The 18,080-nt window shown below is 58.8% G+C and carries 14 protein-coding genes; 8 read left to right on the forward strand and 6 right to left on the reverse strand.

Annotated features, from left to right (window positions below):
• Positions 1-25 precede the first annotated feature (25 nt).
• From HPT27_RS06625 to HPT27_RS06635, 3 genes are all read left to right on the forward strand, one after another.
• Positions 26-3,124 (forward strand): DNRLRE domain-containing protein, encoded by a 3,099-nt coding sequence (locus tag HPT27_RS06625; protein ID WP_172240712.1) that lies wholly within the window; start codon positions 26-28, stop codon positions 3,122-3,124.
• A 149-nt stretch (positions 3,125-3,273) separates the two neighbouring features.
• Positions 3,274-4,140, forward strand: a complete 867-nt coding sequence (locus HPT27_RS06630; RefSeq protein ID WP_172240714.1) for a pirin family protein — start codon at positions 3,274-3,276, stop codon at positions 4,138-4,140.
• 235 nt (positions 4,141-4,375) lie between these two features.
• Positions 4,376-5,785 (forward strand): hypothetical protein, encoded by a 1,410-nt coding sequence (locus HPT27_RS06635; RefSeq protein ID WP_172240716.1) that lies wholly within the window; start codon positions 4,376-4,378, stop codon positions 5,783-5,785.
• 75 nt (positions 5,786-5,860) lie between these two features.
• Here the strand turns inward: HPT27_RS06635 and HPT27_RS06640 are convergent, their stop codons facing one another.
• Entirely contained in the window at positions 5,861-6,403 is a 543-nt protein-coding gene (locus tag HPT27_RS06640; RefSeq protein ID WP_172240718.1) for a dihydrofolate reductase family protein, read from the reverse strand.
• Positions 6,404-6,646: 243 nt separating this feature from the next.
• Between HPT27_RS06640 and HPT27_RS06645 the strand changes: the two genes are divergently transcribed.
• On the forward strand, positions 6,647-7,378 hold the full coding sequence (locus HPT27_RS06645) for a hypothetical protein (protein WP_172240720.1): 732 nt from the start codon (positions 6,647-6,649) through the stop codon (positions 7,376-7,378).
• A gap of 41 nt (positions 7,379-7,419) precedes the next feature.
• Here the strand turns inward: HPT27_RS06645 and HPT27_RS06650 are convergent, their stop codons facing one another.
• The 4 genes from HPT27_RS06650 to HPT27_RS06665 all read right to left on the reverse strand — a co-directional run bounded on the left by HPT27_RS06650 (position 7,420) and on the right by HPT27_RS06665 (position 9,876).
• The gene (locus HPT27_RS06650; RefSeq protein ID WP_172240722.1) at positions 7,420-7,761 is read right to left on the reverse strand and encodes a zinc ribbon domain-containing protein YjdM; all 342 of its coding nucleotides are present in this window, start codon (positions 7,759-7,761) and stop codon (positions 7,420-7,422) included.
• A gap of 146 nt (positions 7,762-7,907) precedes the next feature.
• Positions 7,908-8,363, reverse strand: coding sequence for a hypothetical protein (locus tag HPT27_RS06655; protein ID WP_172240724.1), 456 nt, complete (start codon positions 8,361-8,363; stop codon positions 7,908-7,910).
• Between the two features lie 156 nt (positions 8,364-8,519).
• Entirely contained in the window at positions 8,520-8,870 is a 351-nt protein-coding gene (locus HPT27_RS06660; RefSeq protein WP_172240726.1) for a hypothetical protein, read from the reverse strand.
• Between the two features lie 7 nt (positions 8,871-8,877).
• Positions 8,878-9,876 carry a class 1 fructose-bisphosphatase gene (locus HPT27_RS06665; protein WP_172240728.1) on the reverse strand — a complete coding sequence of 333 codons (999 nt, stop codon included), beginning with the start codon at positions 9,874-9,876 and terminating at the stop codon, positions 8,878-8,880.
• Positions 9,877-10,176: 300 nt separating this feature from the next.
• Between HPT27_RS06665 and HPT27_RS06670 the strand changes: the two genes are divergently transcribed.
• The gene (locus HPT27_RS06670; protein ID WP_172240730.1) at positions 10,177-10,677 is read left to right on the forward strand and encodes a hypothetical protein; all 501 of its coding nucleotides are present in this window, start codon (positions 10,177-10,179) and stop codon (positions 10,675-10,677) included.
• On the forward strand, positions 10,677-12,071 hold the full coding sequence (locus tag HPT27_RS06675; protein WP_172240733.1) for a GAF domain-containing protein: 1,395 nt from the start codon (positions 10,677-10,679) through the stop codon (positions 12,069-12,071). The genes HPT27_RS06670 and HPT27_RS06675 overlap by 1 nt, the downstream gene beginning before the upstream one ends.
• A gap of 136 nt (positions 12,072-12,207) precedes the next feature.
• Here HPT27_RS06675 and HPT27_RS06680 read toward each other — a convergent pair whose 3' ends face one another.
• Positions 12,208-13,032 carry a hemerythrin domain-containing protein gene (locus tag HPT27_RS06680; protein ID WP_172240736.1) on the reverse strand — a complete coding sequence of 275 codons (825 nt, stop codon included), beginning with the start codon at positions 13,030-13,032 and terminating at the stop codon, positions 12,208-12,210.
• A 281-nt stretch (positions 13,033-13,313) separates the two neighbouring features.
• Between HPT27_RS06680 and HPT27_RS06685 the strand changes: the two genes are divergently transcribed.
• A complete protein-coding gene (locus HPT27_RS06685; RefSeq protein ID WP_172240739.1) occupies positions 13,314-14,717 on the forward strand; it encodes a diguanylate cyclase domain-containing protein in 1,404 nt (467 codons plus the stop codon).
• Positions 14,718-14,834: 117 nt separating this feature from the next.
• Positions 14,835-18,080, forward strand: a complete 3,246-nt coding sequence (locus tag HPT27_RS06690; protein WP_172240742.1) for a hypothetical protein — start codon at positions 14,835-14,837, stop codon at positions 18,078-18,080.

An 18,080-nucleotide genomic window follows, 5' to 3' on the forward strand; every position in this document is an offset into this window, starting at 1 on the left:
GAAAACGTCTCGTCAGGGAGGACGCATGAACAAGGGGATCGGTGCCGGCATGTTGCTGGCCGTTGTCGCCACCTTGCCAGTTGCCGTGCAATCCGCGCACGCGCAAGAGTTGAATCGCGGCACTTCAACACAAGCATCGGCAGCGCCGATATCAGCAACATCAGCAAAACCGGTTCCGGCATTCAATCAGGTTTATCTCAGCACCGATGCCGCTGTTGAAAAGCGTGGCAGCTTTGTGCCGGTGCGCGCTTATCTTGGCCACAGCGATGAAGTGCTGAAGGCCGTTGGCAAGGGGCTGGACCGGTTCAGTTTTTTGCCGCAGTTACCGTACGCCGGTTTCTACCGCGTTTACGCCTGGTGGCCCATCGAGGCGATGGCCGGCACGGCGACCGTGACCGTGATGGATCGCGATGGCAGTCATCGCCAACTCATCGAGCAGCGCAGTGATGGCGGTCAGTGGCGTGATCTGGGCAGTTATGATTTTGCCGCCGGTCCGGCCCGGATCGAGTTTGCCGAAAGCAAAGGCCTGCTGCTGGTCGATGCACTGCGCATCGAATACCTCGGCAACAAAGCGCCCGCACTGAAACTTGAACAGAACAAATTGCCGCTGGTGGAAACCGGAATCGCCTATCGGGAAAAAATTCCGGTCAGTGGCGGTGTCGCACCGTTTGAATTTGCCATTGTCAGCGGCCGGTTGCCGGCGGGCCTAGTGCTCGATGCGCGCACTGGTGAAGTGCGCGGTCGTGCTCAGGACATCGGTCATCATGATCTGATTGTGACCGTCAAGGACGCCCGTGGCGTGCGCGGCAGCGGTCATCTGCAACTGGATGTGATTGAAGGTGATCCGGTACTCGCCAGCGCTGCACGCAGCGAAACGCAGCAAGCCGGCCGGAGCCTGAACGCAAACCCGAACCGCAGCAAAATCGAGGGCGGCGATGCCCGCAGTTATACTGGCGACGGCGATCTGTCCGGCCTGCTCGCCGACCTGACGGCGCTGCCGGAAGGCGAGTGGCTGCACGCCAATCAGAATTTGTATTCCGATGTCTGGACGCCGGCGGTGCTGCGGCCGTTGAACAACGGCGGCAATCCGGACCCGTCTAAAATCATCGGTGCCTGGAGCGGCTTTGCCTGGGACAGCAACCGTGGTGATTTGCTGCTGTACGGCGGCGGTCACGCCAATTACAGCGGCAATGATGTGTACCGTTGGCGCGGCAGCACCCGGATGTGGGAGCGGGCGTCGTTGCCCAGCGAAGTGGTGAAAGACATCCGCGGCAATTTTGTCGCCATCGATGGCGTCAGCCACGCCCCGGCCTCGGCTCATACCTACGACAACAATATTTTCCTGCCACTGCACGACAAGATGCTGGCCTTCGGAGGTGCCGCCTACAACAACGGCGGCATGTTCCTGTCGGCAGTGGATGCCCTGACCAGTCGCAAAACCGGGCCGTACCTGTTTGATCCGGCCAAGGCGGATCCGAACAAAGTCGGTGGCAGCAACGGTTCGCATGTCAAACGGGTTGGGCCGTATCCGGATGTGCTTGGCGGCGACATGTGGCAGAACCGGGAAATGTTTTTGAATCTGGTTGGCAATCCGAAACTGCCCGGCAGTCATGTCGAAGGTTGCACCGGTTACGCCGAAGAAGACGGTCGCGATGTGGTGTATGTCGGTGCCCGTTTGGGCGGTGGTACCGCGACCTCGGTGTTTCGTTATGTGATTACCGATCTGGCCAATCCTGCGCTCGATGTCTGGCAGCAAGTGGGTGGCTATTGGGATGGCCCGCAAGGTCAGGCAACGTGTGCTTACGATGCCCAGCAGAAAGTGTTCCTGCGCACCGGCTCGGCAACGCGGCCGTTTGTGTTCTGGAATCTGAACACGCCCGGACCGACCAATTACGAAAAATATGTGTCGTTCACTGACAGCAGCGGTCAGTTCTTAAGTTTGCTCAGCGCCGGCACCATCAAGATGCGCGACTGCGGGCTGGACTTTGATCCGGTTGCGCGTCGCTACGCGCTCTGGTGCGGTGGCAACCAGCTGTGGTTACTGACGCCGCCGGCAACGTTCAGCAGCAGCGGTTGGCAACTCGACAAGGCGCCAGCACCCATCGGTACCGGGCCGAGCACGGTCATGGGTACCGGCATTCTGGGCAAGTGGAAATTCATTCCGAACCTGAATGCATTCATGGCGCTGCAGGACTCCAGCCAGGGCAATATCTGGATTTACAAACCGATTGGCTGGCAGCCACCACTCGGTGATGACAACATCCGGCCAAGCGTCAGTCTGGATACGCCTTACAACGGTCAGCAATTTGCCGCTGACGAACCGATCACGCTGACCGCCACGGCGACCGACAGCGACGGCAACATCGCCCGGGTCGAGTTCTACGACGGCAGCAGTTTGTTGGCGACCGACAACGAAGCGCCGTATCAATTTGTCTGGAACGGGGCGCCGTCCGGCAACCGCAATCTGCTCGCGCGTGCGTACGATGATCGCAATGGTCAGGGCAACTCGGCAGTGGTCAGCATCACGGTGCAGGCCGGGCAAAGCGGCACGGTGATTTTGCAGGACGGTGTTGGTGGTTATGCCGGCACCCGCGACAACTATCTGTCGAGTTACAGCAAGGCCAGCAACTACGGCAGCTCGACGCTGGTGCAGGAGCAGGGCGGCTATTACACGCCGATGCTGCGCTTTGCGATCTTCCAGCGCGAAGGCGGCCCGGTGCCGGACAATTCGGTCATTCAATCGGTGCGACTGAAGATTTATAAATACAGCAGCTACGATCCGCGCTACGCCATGCACCGACTGCTGCGCGACTGGGATGAAAAACTCAGTAGCTGGAACAACGCGCGCAGTGGCGAAGCCTGGACCGTACCCGGTGCCGGTGGCGCCGGCACGGACTACCTTGCGCCCGCTGATGCTGAGGTGACTGCGCCATGGAGCGCCGGCTGGCTCGATTTCGATGTCACGGTTGGTGTGCAGGCCATGCAGAACGGTGAACCGAATTACGGCTGGCGGCTGCGCCGGGTCAGCGGCGACAACGCCAACCTGAAACGTTTCTACACCCGCGAACTGAGTACCGATCCGGGCAAGCGGCCGATTCTGGAAGTGACTTACGCGGCGCCATAAGGCCGGTGTGGGAAGTAACGATAACAGGCGCCATTCGGCGCCTGTTTCGTTTCCGCCGGGGTCGTGTCAGCGCGACAAATATGGCTGTGCTATGTTGCAGGACGCCGTTGTCCCGCCCTGAGCCCGGGTCGAAATCGGAGCACGCCAGCATGACTGTAATGACAATTATTCACGGTCGTTCCCGCGATATCGGTTTCATGGTCCGGCGTCTGCTGCCGGCAGCCAGTCGGCAGGCGGTGGGGCCGTTTGTGTTTCTCGATCACATGGGCCCGGCGACTTTCCCGGCCGGCAGCACCGAAGGCGATGTCCGGCCGCATCCGCATATCGGCTTGGCGACCGTGACCTATCTGTGCAGCGGCGCGTTTGACCATCGCGATTCGCTGGGCAATCTGCAGCGCATCGAGCCGGGCGCGGTCAATGTCATGAGCGCAGGTCACGGTGTCGCGCATTCTGAACGCATTCCCGCCGACATTCGCGCGGCGGCGCACCCGGTCGAAGGCATTCAGATGTGGCTGGCGTTGCCGCGCGCGCAAGAACAGGGTGAGCCGGGTTTTGTTCATTATCCGCAAGCCGTGTTGCCATTGATTAGCCAAAATGGGTCGCGGCTGCGCGTGTTGATTGGCACCGTCAACGAGCAGCATTCGCCGGTGCAGGTGCCATCACCAACGTTGTTTGCCGATCTGCAATTCCTCGCGGCAGCTCATGTTCATCTCGCGGCCGAGTATCAGGAGCGGGCATTGTATGTGGCGCAGGGCAGTGTACGCGTCGCCGGCACCGTGATCAGCGCCGGCGAACTGGCTGTGTTGCCGGAGTACGCGGATTTCACCGTCAGCAGCGACGCGGCTGCCCGCTGTCTGTTGCTGGGCGGCGCACCACTCGATGGCCCGCGCTTTCTCTGGTGGAATTTTGTCGCCTCCGACAAAGCGCTGATCGAGACCGCGAAAGCGCAGTGGCAGGCGCGCACGTTTGCCCAGGTACCGGGCGAGCAGGAATTCATTCCGTTGCCGGAGCGCTGATCGCAGCGGCGGCGCCTGCATCATGAACGGTTCCGTTCGCCACACAGACCCACGTTCGTGCTGGTTTTCAGTGCGCGTGTTACTGGTGATGCTGTTGCTAGGCCGTTCGTTCGCAGCAGAGCCGGCAGTGCAAACGTCGGCACCGCTTTCCGCACAGTCGTCAATACAAACTCCGCCACCGTCTTCAATACAAACTTCGCCACAGACGCCGACATGCAACGCAGCGCAGCAGCAATTGCTGTCGCAGGTGGCGGGATTACCGGAAAACAGTTGGTGGCTGGCCAGTCGCAATGCCTTTCACGAGGTCTGGACGCCGGCGGCGCAGCGGCCACTCAATCGCGGCCGGTCGGCCGAACCGTCACGGCTCATTACGGCGTGGGGCGGATTTGCCTGGGACAGCAAGCGCAGCAGTCTGTGGCTGTTCGGCGGCGGTCACGGTGACTACAGCGGCAACGATGTCTATGTCTGGCAGGCGCAGGACGGTCGCTGGCAACGGGCGGCGCTGCCGAGTGAAATCCGCCGTGACGAACACGGTATCGAGATGGCCATCGATGGGGTGGACATGGCACCGATTGCCAGTCACACCTACGACAACAACGTGTATCTGCCGCGGCTCGATCGGCTGCTCAGTTTTGGAGGCGCCGCGTACAACAACGGCGATGCCTGGCGGCGCAGTACAGCAGACGGAAAAGTGGTTCGCACCGGTCCGTATCTGTTTGATGTGGCGCGAGCCGATGGTAGCAAGCTCGGCGGCAGCAGCGGTTCGCAGGTGCAGCGGGAGCCGAACGCACCCGCGCCCGAAGGTGCTCAGCTCTGGCAAAACCGTGACAGCTACGAGGCACCGCAGGAAGGCACGCTGACGCCGAGCAATCATGTCAACGGATGCACTGCTTACAGCGAGGAAAATGCCGAAGACGTGGTTTACGTAGCCGCGCGAGTGGGCAAGGGCACCGCGCTGAATCTGTTCCGCTATCGCATTCTGGATATCGCCAAACCAACCGCCGACAGCTGGCAACACGTCGGCGGCTATTGGCAGGGGCCGAGCGACCAAACCGCGTGTGGCTACGACCCGGTGCATCAATTGCTGGTGCGCACCGGCTCCAGCAAGGCGCCATTTCTGTTCTGGTCGTTGCAACAGCCCGGTCCCGAAAACCGTCAGCAGGTCATGCCGTACACCGATACCGATGGCAGTTTCAAACGAGCGTTGGCGCAAAAACGGTTTCGGCCGCGCGACTGTGGTCTGGATTACGATCGCAAGCGCAACCGGTTCGCGCTCTGGTGCGGCGGCCAAGCGGTCTGGGTGTTGGCGCCTTCGGCGGACACGTCGAAAGCCACGGCGACTGACATGTCAAACAAAGGCACGCCAAAAAGCGCCCCGGGAAATGAAACATCAACAACCAATACAGAATTGACAGCGAGTACAGCCGACATCGCTGACGACAGCGAAAGTCGCACGCCGTGGCGGCTGAGTTTGTTGCCTGATCATTCGCTGATGATTCCGGAGCCCGAGCGTGGCAATGGTGTGCTCGGCAAATGGCATTATGCGCCAGAGCTGGATGTCTTCGTGGCGCTGCAAAATGGTCGTGAAGGTCTGGTCTGGTTCTACAAGCCGGCCAATTGGCAGCCAGAAAACTCCTGCCCTTAGCAGCCCGGCTTTGACTAAGCTGAACTATTCTTGCCGCTATCAGGATTTTGCTTGCTGCATGCAACTTCGTATCGCCTAGTGCGCGGATTCTGCCACGAGCGGACGAACTACCCGGTAATGCGCAATCAACAGACCGGAATCATAAGCGGTGCTCTGCAGCAGTTGCAGCGAGGTGCGAGCGGTGCCGGGCGGAAACAGCGGAATGCCGGCGCCGAGTATCACCGGATGAATCGCCAGCCGTATTTCGTCAATCTGCTGTGCGGCCAACGCCGCCCGCACCAGTTGGCCGCCGCCGAGTAGCCAGATGCCACGGCTGCCGCGAGCATGCGCCTCGGCGATCAGCAACTCCGGTGCAGCCGTCGCGAAACGCACGCGCGGGTCCCAGCGTTTGCCGGCTTCGCGCGTCCAGACTATGGTGCGTTTGCCGGGGTAAGGCCATTCATCAAAGGAACAGGACAAGTCGTAGCTGCGCCGGCCCATGATCAGGGTATCAACGGAATCAAAAAACGGCGTGAAGCCGTAATCCTGATCGGTGAACAGCCAATCGATTTCGTCATTGGGGCCGGCGATAAAACCATCGAGACTCATGGCGATGAACAGCGTCACGGGTGCGGCCATGTCGGTACCCTCATTGCGTGATGGCACCAGCCTAGCGCAGGCGGTGCGTGCAGCGAGTTGCGCAACGGGATGACACTGACAGCGGTCTGTCAGCTGCATTTTCGGGGCATGACGTTTAGGGCGGTGACGTGCGCGGCCGCGAAGCGTCAGGCAGTGAACGGCAGTTCTGTGTAGACGCTGGTGCAAGCGGATGTCGCCGGCGGGAGGCGGTCACTGTGGCCGCCAACGACAAGGAGCATGGTCATGGCGCTGGTTTCTTCTTCCCGCTTCTCTTCCAAATCCGCTTCCTCGGCGCGGGCACGGCAGCTGGCGAAGCCCTGGGTGGCCTGGCCGCTGTTGTTGCTGACGCTGGCCTGGTTTGTCGTCAGCGGTTGGCTATATGGCCAGATGCCGAACAAGGACTGGCTGCCGATCGTGCTGTCCGGTTTCGGCGTTATCGTCGCGTTGCTGGTGGCGGTCTGGACCATTGGCGAACAGCGCCGGCAACTGACGCTGAATTTCGCCATGAAGCTATGGGAGGTCTGGTCCGAGCCGGAGATGATTCGCTGTCGGGAAATGGCCTGGGAAGCGCTGCGCAGCGAGCCGTTCAACAACGGCAAGAAACGCATCGGCCATTTGCGCACGGACAAGGCCGAGGCTTACAAAAGCATCGCCAGAGTCGATCATTTCTTTGCCGATCTGCACGACTTCATCGCCGCTGGCATGCTGGATCGCGGCGACGCCACGGTGCTGTTTCGTGACACCTTGCAGGCCTATTACTGCCATCTCTTGTTCGTCGACATCGCTGATGGGTTTGTCACCGGTGACGGCACCGGCGAATCGCATCAGTTGTGGTTCAGTGAAAAAGTGCTGGGGCTGGCGACGCAATTGCAGCTGGAAACCAGCGAGGATTTCCAGCGCTACCGTCATGTCTTCAATGACAACGTCAAAGCGGCCAGTGACTCGCAGCAACGGCTGGTCAAGAAGACCGAATGATCGGCGGTGTCTTTGGCAAGCGGGGCGGGTAGCCCGATCCATCAGGCCTTTTTGACAAACTCGGATTTCAACTGCATCGCGCCGATGCCGTCGATTTTGCAATCGATATCGTGATCGCCATCGACCAGCCGGATGTTCTTGGCCTTGCTGCCCACCTTCACCACCAGTGACGACCCTTTCACTTTCAGGTCCTTGATCACGGTAACGGTGTCGCCGTCGTTCAAGACATTGCCCACTGCGTCGCGTACCACTTTCTTTTCTTCAGCGGCTTCGGCAGCGGCCTGCTTTGGCCATTCGTGGGCGCATTCCGGGCAGATCAGCATGGCGCCGTCTTCATAGGTAAATTCGGAATGGCATTTCGGACACTGTGGCAATTGGCTCATGCGACACCTGGATTTCGATAAGAGAACAGCGCGAACCGGGCCTGCAGAGACAGTCAGTGACAAGCCCGGAGTAGGGCGGCAATTCTAGCATTTTTTACAGGGGTATTGCGATGGTACCGACCGCTGCCGGCGAGTCTGCGGGGCAATCAGGGCGAAGCCTGCACTGACAACACGCGCTGAAAATCCTGACTGACCGCGCACAGAAACTGCTGGCGTCCCTGTAGCTGGCCGTGCGCGGTTCGCTGCGCCATGGTCACGCTGAGCCGAAAGCCCAGCACCTGCGCACCATTGACTGCAATCAGATCGGGCTTGGCTTCGCTGGCGTCAAGCAATTGCCAGTCGCTGCCATCTTCCTGCGGTGGCCGGGACGTCGCGACCGCCGCTGCACAGCTCCTGGCCTTTTCCAGCGCGCTCAACTCCGCACCGCCGCGCGCGCCATACAGTTTCGGCTGGCTGGCGTTGTCGCCACAGGGCACCTGACTGTAGCTGTCGCCGCAGCGATAGACTTGTGGTTCGGCGGCCAGTGCAGCGGGTGCGTTCAGCCACACGGCAGCTATCAAGGCCATGATGAACCGTGTCGATAGCTGCGCTGCTCGTTTCATATCCGCCTCTAAAGCCCGCTGCGATGGATAGGTAGCCGGTTACTGATGATGAATTGCCAACCAAAGAGTCTATCGGGCGTATAGGTTGTTAATTCGTACGAAGCCGCTGCGCGGATTCGCACCTACACTCGCTTCCATTCGCTCCTGCACATGGAGCTAGCTTCGATACTGGGTGTTCTTCATTGCAATCGATTCTTTCAAAAAGCCACGAACTACGATTCGCGCCATAAACCCGAATATCAATGCCCAAGTCAGGATATAGCAACCCGCTAAAACAAACGCTTCACCCAATGTGTTAGAACCATCATAAACCGCGTTACCGGCATGCTGACGAAAGACATAGTAAGACCAGAACGCAATAAACGGTAATGACAGCACGCTGGCTCCGATCTTGAATGCGCTACCGCGCGGCAACAGGATCGGGACGATAAATAGCGCAAGAGCAATGGCTATAAGTTGCCACATGATTAGCTGATCTCCTAAGCCAGCATGGAGCGTATGCATCATTCCAGAATCAGGATTGGTGATATTTCGTCACCATCGCCACTTCATTCTTCGACCCCAACACCACCGGTACGCGCTGATGCAGGCTGCTCGGTTGCACGTCCATAATTCGTTGCCGCGCGGTCGTCGCGGCGCCGCCGGCCTGCTCGACGATGAAGGCCATCGGATTGGCTTCATACATCAGGCGCAGTTTGCCGCCCTTGTCTTTCATTTTGCTGTCGAGCGGGTACATGAAAATGCCGCCGCGGGTCAGGATGCGGTGCACATCGGCGACCATTGACGCGACCCAGCGCATGTTGAAGTCTTTGCCGCGAGGGCCTTCTTTGCCGAGCAGCAGATCGTTGACATAGCGCTGCATCGGTGGCTCCCAGAACCGTTGGTTCGACATGTTGATGGCGAACTCTTTGGTGTCTTCCGGAATCGACATTTTGGGTTGGGTCAGCACAAACGAACCTTGCTCGCGGTCCAGCGTGAAGCAATCGACGCCATCGCCGGTGGTCAGCACCAGAATGGTTGACGGGCCATAAACGGCGTAACCGGCCGCGACCTGTTTGGTGCCCGGTTGCAGAAAGGCCTGCTCGGTTGGTTCCATGCCCTCGGCGCAGCGCAGCACCGAGAAAATGGTGCCGACCGACAGGTTCACGTCGATATTGGACGAGCCGTCGAGCGGATCGAACACCAGCAGGTATTCGCCTTTCGGATAGCGGTTCGGGATCGGATGCGGGTCATCCATTTCTTCCGACGCCATCGCTGCCAAGTGGCCACCCCATTCGTTGGCTTCCAGCAGAATGTCGTTCGATAGCACATCGAGTTTCTTCTGCGCTTCGCCTTGCACGTTGTCGCTGCCGGCGCCGCCGAGCACGCCGGCCAACTCGCCTTTGCCAATGGCGACACTGATGGTCTTGCAGGCACGGGCGACCACTTCGATCAGCAGCCGCAGATCGCCGGGCAGCGAGCCTTTCTCGCGTTGTTGCTCAATCAGGTAACGGGACAGGGTGATGCGGCGCATGGCGACTCCGGCAGGGCGGCGGGTGGGGGGCATTCGAGGGGCGCTATTGTCGCCGAAAGCGACCCTTGAACCAACCGCCGCCGTCGCCTGCTCGCGCCGGTCGCTGCTGCCGGCGGCATGGCCGGAATGGTCGCAGTCTGGGTCAGGTGAAGCCGGGGTCAGGAGCAATCGGGCTCTGACGCAACCGGGATCTGGCGCAATCGGCATCCGCAGGTACAATCGCGCCAATCGGCACGCGCCCGGCCGGTAGCGCCGGGCCGGGGCCATTGACGAATACCGGCGCGGGGGAGTTGCCAGAACATGAGCGGGCAGAGCCATACGCCAACGCGGCAATTGACCGAGGCGGAAATCGCCTTCATGCAACGCGGTGTGTCGATTCTGGTGGCAACCAGCAATCCAGCGCGGCGTACCTCGGTGCTGCACGCCGTCGGTTGCCGGGTTCAGGCCGGCGAAACGGGCAGTGAAGTGACGGTGTTGCTGCGGCCATCGCATTGTCCGGCCTTGCTGGCGGACATTCGCCGTGACGGTCAGGTTGCGGTGGCGTTCTGCCTGCCGAGCACGCACAAAACGCTGCAACTGAAAGCTCGCGATGCCCGGCTGTTGCCGCCGCTGCCATCGGATCGGTTTCTGGTGCAGGCCAGTGCGCAAGCTTTTGGTGATGACATCGCGCTCATCAATGAACCGGCCGAACTCGGTCGCCAATTGTTTGCCGGTGATGATGGTGATCTGGTCGCGCTGTGCTTCACGCCGCTGGCGGCATTTGATCAAACGCCGGGGCCACGGGCCGGGGAGCGCGTCTGATGTTTCCGACCGCCGCCGCACTGACCGTCGACAGCATTCGCGATTGTCTGGAAGGTTTTATTCCCAGCGCCATTGCCACCTGCGCCGCCGATGGCACACCCAATGTCACCTATGTGTCGCAAGTCGATTACGTTGACCGCGAGCATGTCGCGTTGTCGTTCCAGTTTTTCAACAAGACCCGGGAAAACATTCTCGCCAATCCGTACGCCACCGTGTACGTGATCAACCCGATGACCGGTCAGGCCTATAGCCTCTCCTTGCATTATCTGCGCACCGAACACAGTGGCCGGTTGTTCGAGCGGATGAAAGTCAAACTGGCTGGTATCGCGGCCCACTCCGGCATGACCGGCATTTTCAAACTGCAGGGCGCCGACATTTATCAGGTGCAAGCCATCGAGAAAGTGCCGGTTGCTGCGCTGCCACCGATGCCGCCGCGAGCGCTGCTGACAGCGCTGCGCCATGGCTGCGAGCAATTACAACAGTGTAATGATGTAGCGTGTTTGCTCGATGAAACGCTGGCGCTGCTGGCCTGCGGTTTCGGCATTGAGCAAAGCATGATTCTGCTGGTCGATGAAGTCGGCAAGCGCTTGTATACCGTGGCCAGTCACGGCTACGCGGCGGCCGGCATCGGTTGGGAAATTCCGGTCGGTGAAGGGCTGATTGGTTTGGCCGCGGCGCATCACATTCCGGTGCGGATTGCCTTCAAGACCAGCGAGTACGCTTACGGTCAGGCCATTCGGCAAAACCTCACCGAAGCCGGTCGTGGTAACGAACTGGCGGCCGAAATTCCGTTTCCCGGTTTGCCGGCATCAGAAAGCCAGATGGCGATTCCGATTCTGTCCGGCACGCAATTGCTCGGCGTGTTGTTTGTCGAAAGTGAGCAGCCGTGTCGCTTCAGCTATGACGATGAAGATGCCCTGGTCACGCTGACCCGGCAACTCGGCATGTTGCTGCAACAGATTTTGCAAGCCGGTTGTGACGAAACCGATCCGGCGTCGATACCGAATGCGGCCGAGCTGGCCACGGCCAGCAAAGCCACCGGTGCAGAGAACAGTGCTGCGACGCCGGGCGTGCCGGTAGTGTTGCAGCACTACCCGGAAAACGACATCATCTTTCTTGATGACAACTACCTCATCAAGGGCGTCGCCGGGGCGATTCTGTGGAAGCTGGTCAGCTGCCATCAAAGCAGTGGCCGCGACGAATTCAGCAACCGCGAATTGCGGCTGGATCCTGCGATTGGCTTGCCGGAGTTGTCGGACAATCTGGAAGCGCGGCTGATTTTGCTGGCGCGCCGGCTCGCGGAGCGCTGCGATTATCTGGCGATAGAAAAAACCGGCCGTGGCCGGTTCCGCCTGCGTGTTGATCGGCCGCTGCAGCTGCGCTCGGGTCATTGAGTTTACCTGAGCGTGTGCCGGCTGGTGCACGACGTGAAATAAAACAAAGGCGACTCCGGTCGCCTTTGTTGTTGGTGCTGCTTTCAATGCTGTCACTGCGGACGCGCTTACCTTGCGTCACGCGCCGGCACTCGTTTCAGGCAGCCACGCTGGCGCTTTGCTGCTGCTGCCGTGCGGAGCGTTGCTGGTTGCTGACCGCATCCAGTTCAGCCGGATCGCGTTCGTCAACGGTCGGCAATTGCAACGCGATCTGCAGCTTGCGCCAATCGCTGGCACGCAGCGCCGGTTGCAGCATGGTCAGCACGCCCATGAACACCGGGGCCGGCGCGTGTTGTTGCATACCGCGCAGTTTTTCGGCGCGCTCGGTCGGCGTTGCCGCCGTCATCATCCAGCGCAGGGAGCCCATGGCTTTTTCCGGCTCAATCGAGGCGACCAGTGCCTGTTCGATGGCGTGGATCTCGCCATCGTTATAGTGACGCCAGAGCACGGCATTGTGATCCACTTCTTCCATCGCCATATGCTCGAAGTTTTCCGCAATGAACAGTGCTAGCCGGCTGTACAGCGTTGCCGCGACCGGGGTCCGTTCAGTCAATGCGCTGCGCTCGACCCGATCGCAATCGGCCAGCAGACCGGCGATGGCCTGTTCGTGTTCGTGATGATCGAGCGCGGCGGCGTTGGCGGAGCCGGGTTGGCGCGCTTCCATGGCCGGATGAATGAAATGGTTTTCGTGCTGCAGATGGCTGCGGCAGGATTGCGCCAGCGCGCGGATTTCGGCGAGCGCCGAATTGGCATCATCGCGATCGCTCCAATCGGTGCGGCCGGCCACCACCAGGGTCTGTGCCATCTGGGCCCGCAGACCTTTGTGGACCAGACCGTAGATGTTGTAGCGGACGGCGGTGTTCGCAACGTCGCTGCGGCGCGCGTCTGTTTTCGGCAAAGTTTCGGTTTTCGGGAAAGTCATGGTGTTTCACTCCTGTGAGATCGCAGACGCCCGGCCTGTCGCAGTGCGTCAATCGTCGATGGCGGGCGTTCCGTGTTCGCTGTCGACGGTGGTTATGCTAGCCAGCAGGTGTTTCCGGCGTTGCTAAATAGCGGCTAAGGAAACCTTAAATACTTGCTAAGCCGGTAAGCGCTTGTAAGCGGACGTTGCCACGGCCCTGCGACCGGGTGCTCAGGCCGGGCCTGTTGCCCTGAGCTATGCTGTGGGCGTGACCGGAATTCCGCGGGCAGGAGGCCTGCCGCGTGCAGAACAGACCCGCTGCGCCCATGGCGCGGCAACCCAGCGCGGCCAGCGAGAAATGGGATTATCTGGCGATTGCGGCCGGCCTGTTGGCCGGGCTGCTGGCCTTGGTGCTCGGCAGCTATCTGGTCTGGCTGGAAGTGCAACGTGGCCGCGAGGAGCAACGTGGCACCGTGTTGGCGGAGGCGGGTGCGGTCCGCTCGAAGCTGGAGTCGGAGCTGAACAGCTCGCTGTACCTCGGTTGGGGCATCGTGGCTTTTGTTTCGGCCAATCCGGATTTCACGCTGAGCCAATTCGACAAGGTCGCTGCCACCCTGCTGCGGTTGCGGCCGAACATCCGCAATCTGGCGCTGGCGCCGGACAATGTCATCCGTTACGTCTACCCCTTGGCCGGCAATGAACGCGCGCTCGGTTTGCGTTATCTCGACACGCCCGGCCAGCGTGAATCGATCGAGCGGCTGATGCGTGACTGGAAGCCTATCCTCAACGGCCCCATCGAGCTGGCGCAAGGCGGGCTCGGTTTGATCAACCGCATTCCGGTGTTGCTGAGTCAGCCTGATGGCACCATCAAATACTGGGGGCTGGTGTCGGTGGCGCTGGACACCCGGCCGATTTTTGCCAGCGCCGGACTCGACAAGGAAGGCCAGGTCGAATTTGCCCTGCGCGGTCGCGATGGCCTCGGCGCCAACGGAGATGTGTTTTTGGGTGCGGCCAGCTTGTTCGAGCAGGCCGATGCCGAGCTGCTGGATGTGTCACTGCCGGGCGGCAATTGGCAACTGGCAGCGCGACCCCGCGCAGGCTGGACCGGAACCCGCAGTGCCACGCAGATTTTTGCGATGTATACGCTCAGCAGTTTGCTGTCGCTGGCGATGGGCGTGATGGTTGGCATGCTGATCGCAGACCGGAAAAAAATTCAGCGGCTGGCCCGCCACGATCCGCTGACCGGTGCCGCCAACCGGCTGCGCTTTGACGAGCGGGCATTTGAAATCATGGCACTGGCGCGGCGTAGTCAGCGCAAGTTTGTGTTGCTCAATCTGGATCTGAATGGCTTCAAGCGCATCAACGACGATTTCGGTCACGCAGCGGGCGATGCCTTGTTGGTGCACGTGGCCAGACAATTACAGGAATGCCTGCGTGAAACCGATTTCATGGCACGTATCGGTGGCGATGAGTTTCTGGTGTTGCTCCCGGATACTGAACCGGGCAGTTCGCTCAATGCCGTGGTGGATCGGGTGCACCGGGCGGTGTCGCGGCCGCTGCTGTTTGGTGTTGAGAGCCTCAGCGTCGGAGTCAGTATCGGTATCGCCAGCTATCCGGAAAACGGCAGCAGCATCGATGAGCTGATGAGCGCGGCCGATCACGCGATGTATGCCAGCAAAGGCAATGGTCTCAGCGCATCTGTGTGAGTCCTGCAGAAACAATTCTCATTTAATCCTATATATGGGTTGCATCATATGGTGTCCGACCGCTAAATTGCCAAGCGATTCACCTTGTCAACCACTCAAATTTCACAGGATGCAGTTATGCGTTCGGTCACCATGTTATTTTTGCTGCTGTCTGCCAGCAGCTTCGTGCCAGTTGGTGCGGATCTGAACCCACAACGAATAGCCGATCTGAATCAACGAATAGCTGACCTGAATGGGGGCAATCCTGAAGGCATGCAGCGGGTTGGTGACAAGATTTTCTTTAGCGCCGACGATGGTGTGCATGGTCGTGAACTATGGGTTTATAACGAGTCCATACATGCAGGATCTTTGGTACGGGATATCAAACTCGGAAGTGGTAGCGGTATTTCGTACACGCATGATATGGCTCTTGTTGATGACAAAGTTTTTTTCTACGCTGACGATGGCGTACACGGACTCGAACTTTGGGTGACGGACGGAACTTCGACAGGGTCCCATCTATTGCTTGATCGTATCCCAGGTTTGGGAAGTGGCGGTTTTGTCTCAGTGAAGGCCGTGAAGGCCGATGACGCTGCCTTCTTGATTCGTGTTGCAGGAGACAGTAGCTCTTCGTATCTGCTGTATCGAAGTGACGGAACAGAGGGTGGCACATACCTAGCGACATCGCTCGACGACGAGCGTCAATTCGCAGCAGAAACGGGCGCTCTCATTGCTGGCCTACAGTTCCATTTTTTTGACGATGGGTCGGGGCCTGCGTTGTGGTGGCGGGAGGCCAATGGTAATTATGTCAAAGCACCGAACGACTTGCCCGTAACGCAATGGCAGCTTCAGTCCACACCAAAAATATTGGTTGACGGAGCTTCCGCCTATCTGTTTCTAGGAAATGACTTGTGGTACTTCCGCTTGGATGGCGTGGCCGCCGCGATAAATCTGACTGATGGACGGTGTTCCGCATACTCAAGCTCTTCTCCGCTGCTTCATCAAGGAAAGATCTACTTTGTTTGCCAGTCACAGCAAAATGGAGTCGAGTTATGGCGAAGTGATGGCACAAGTAATGGAACTCAATTGCATGTTGACATGATCGCCGGCAGCGGTTCCGGTTTTGATGATGCGGAGACATTGATTTCGTTGCCACAAGCCTTGGTCATTGAGGGGGAGACCAGGAGTGGCGGCTATGGTTTTAGTGCAATTGATTGGTCGTCTGGAGCTGTTACTACGTTGATCGAAGCTTCCTCGCAGGGGGGCGTCATGTTGCTGAATGAAACGCCTGTTTCTGGGGAGTTGTATTTCGCGAAGTGTGATGACATTTCGCAGCAAGGGTTCGCGATCTGGAAGTCGAATGGAACTTTTGTTGGCACCAAAGCTCTGGCGGAGGCAACAAGCCAAAATTTGCTGTATGGTCCTCAGCCATTCTTCGGCGATGAGGACTCGGTTTTTTTTACCGCACGTTACGGCGAATTTGCTTTGACATATTTGTTCGCGCTTAAGAATGGTTCCGATAGTGCCAAGTATGTTGCCCAAATCGAGCCCAATCATGACTACAGAAACTATCCGATTCGTCATGACGAAAAATGGTATTTCAGTGGTCGCCCGGCATCTGGCTCTTACGGCTTGTGGGAAGCAGACAAATTCAGCTTGAACAGCAAGAGCGTTATTGCATTTTCTGATGTTGTAAGTGATCCATCAGCGGACGGCAATCCTCGCAGCGCTGTTATTGTTGATAATCAACTGGCTTTTATCGCCGACAAAGATCAGCTTGGCGCCGTGCTATGGTTGAGCGATGGTTCCGCAACTGGCACACGGCAAGTCACGTCTGTTCCTGCTATGGGGGAAAGTTGGTTTGACTATTCGGCATTGACGGCTTGGCACAATCAATTGTTCATGATGCGGCAGAGTGGTCCGTTGGCTGGCGACCTCTGGCGCATCGACCCCGTCACTGCTGAGGCGAGTCAGATTTATAACGACAGCAACAAGGCGGAACATTGCTCCCAGCCCTTCGTTGGAGTGACTGACGCGGGGCTTTTGCTTTGTACCTATACACCGGCGATAGGGGCTGAACTTTGGCTTGCCGACGGCACTGCCTCTGGGACCCATTTGCTCCGTGATTTGGCGGAGGGGGCTGCTTCCTCCGAGCCTGGCCAAAGCTATTACCAGCTGGGGCCTACATATTGGCAAGGACGCACTGTTTTTCCAGCAAAAAGCTCAAATTCCAATTCGCAGGTTTGGCTGAGCGATGGTAGTGAATCCGGAACGATGCCTCTGTCTGCGCTCATTCCTGAAGCGAGTTCACTTAGTGTATTCAGTATGCAGACTGCCGGCGAGCAACTGGTAGTAGCTGGTACCGGCGCCAAGGGCAGTGGTTGGTATTTTTTCAGAAACGGAGGACAGCAAGCATTTGTGTCGGGCGGACCATCTTCTCCAAGTCATATGCTGGGGTCTCGGTTGTTCTTCCACGTATCGGACAATGACAATACTTCAGTCCGGGCCAGCGTCAACGGAGCTGGATTTACTGAGCTTGGCAAGTTTCAGAACGCCAGCATGTCGGCAGAGTCGGCCCTGGTTTCGCTGGCCGGTCATGTCGCATTTACACCCTACGGGCAGGATGGGCATCGGGAGTTGTGGGTATCGGATGGAAGCAGTTCAGGCACTCGCAAAATTCCTTTGCCTGACAACCTGGAACCGAAAGATTGGCTCAATGCCAGACAGGTGGCGAGCGACGCTCTGTACTTGATTGCTGGCAACGAAAGTCGACAAGAATATGTATTGCGAATCGCTCGTTCGCCTACGTCTGAGAACGGGTTTTCGGTTGAGCGCGCGACATTGCCGTTTCAACAAGGTTCATCTGTTCTCGGAATAACCGCAGGAACTGTTTTTATCAGCGCGGAGGCTGATGAAGCAGGTCACGAATTGTGGAGTGTGCCACTGGTGCCGGGAACGATTCCCAGCTTGTCCAAGCCCGGCGATGTGCAGGTTCTAAAGGGCGCTTGGTCGGAGCCTCAGTCAATTGTGCTTGCTGATGGTGACACAACCCCTGAGACACTGGTCATTCGCATCGAATCCAGTATTCCGACTGTTGTATCCGCTCAGGATGTTGAACTGATTGGCAGCGGTGCGATGCGACAGTTGCGAGTAAGAGGCAGCGGTAAGGGGAGCGCGCAACTCGCTCTTTTCGTCACTGATGGTGTACACGAGACACGGGTTGTGTTTACAGCAACGGTAGCCACCAATAACGACAGCAGCGGTGGCGGTGACGGCGGCGGCTCGATGCCTGTGGCAAGTGTCGTCATGGTACTGCTAATTTTGTTAAGAAAGCCCTTTGGCAAAAAAAACGGTAATGTCCCGGTAGATACTGTCAGGCACTGA

The sequence above is a fragment of the Permianibacter fluminis genome (assembly GCF_013179735.1).
Lineage (GTDB): Bacteria > Pseudomonadota > Gammaproteobacteria > Enterobacterales > Permianibacteraceae > Permianibacter > Permianibacter fluminis.

Bases quoted from the DNA above. Each gene is read 5' to 3' on its own strand.
- HPT27_RS06650 (WP_172240722.1), bottom strand. From the start codon at position 7,761: ATGAGCCAATTGCCACAGTGTCCGAAATGCCATTCCGAATTTACCTAT.
- HPT27_RS06675 (WP_172240733.1), top strand. From the start codon at position 10,677: ATGTTTCCGACCGCCGCCGCACTGACCGTCGACAGCATTCGCGATTGT.
- HPT27_RS06690 (WP_172240742.1), top strand. From the start codon at position 14,835: ATGCGTTCGGTCACCATGTTATTTTTGCTGCTGTCTGCCAGCAGCTTC.
- HPT27_RS06630 (WP_172240714.1), top strand. From the start codon at position 3,274: ATGACTGTAATGACAATTATTCACGGTCGTTCCCGCGATATCGGTTTC.
- HPT27_RS06645 (WP_172240720.1), top strand. From the start codon at position 6,647: ATGGCGCTGGTTTCTTCTTCCCGCTTCTCTTCCAAATCCGCTTCCTCG.
- HPT27_RS06655 (WP_172240724.1), bottom strand. From the start codon at position 8,363: ATGAAACGAGCAGCGCAGCTATCGACACGGTTCATCATGGCCTTGATA.
- HPT27_RS06660 (WP_172240726.1), bottom strand. From the start codon at position 8,870: ATGATGCATACGCTCCATGCTGGCTTAGGAGATCAGCTAATCATGTGG.
- HPT27_RS06625 (WP_172240712.1), top strand. From the start codon at position 26: ATGAACAAGGGGATCGGTGCCGGCATGTTGCTGGCCGTTGTCGCCACC.
- HPT27_RS06670 (WP_172240730.1), top strand. From the start codon at position 10,177: ATGAGCGGGCAGAGCCATACGCCAACGCGGCAATTGACCGAGGCGGAA.
- HPT27_RS06680 (WP_172240736.1), bottom strand. From the start codon at position 13,032: ATGACTTTCCCGAAAACCGAAACTTTGCCGAAAACAGACGCGCGCCGC.
- HPT27_RS06665 (WP_172240728.1), bottom strand. From the start codon at position 9,876: ATGCGCCGCATCACCCTGTCCCGTTACCTGATTGAGCAACAACGCGAG.
- HPT27_RS06640 (WP_172240718.1), bottom strand. From the start codon at position 6,403: ATGGCCGCACCCGTGACGCTGTTCATCGCCATGAGTCTCGATGGTTTT.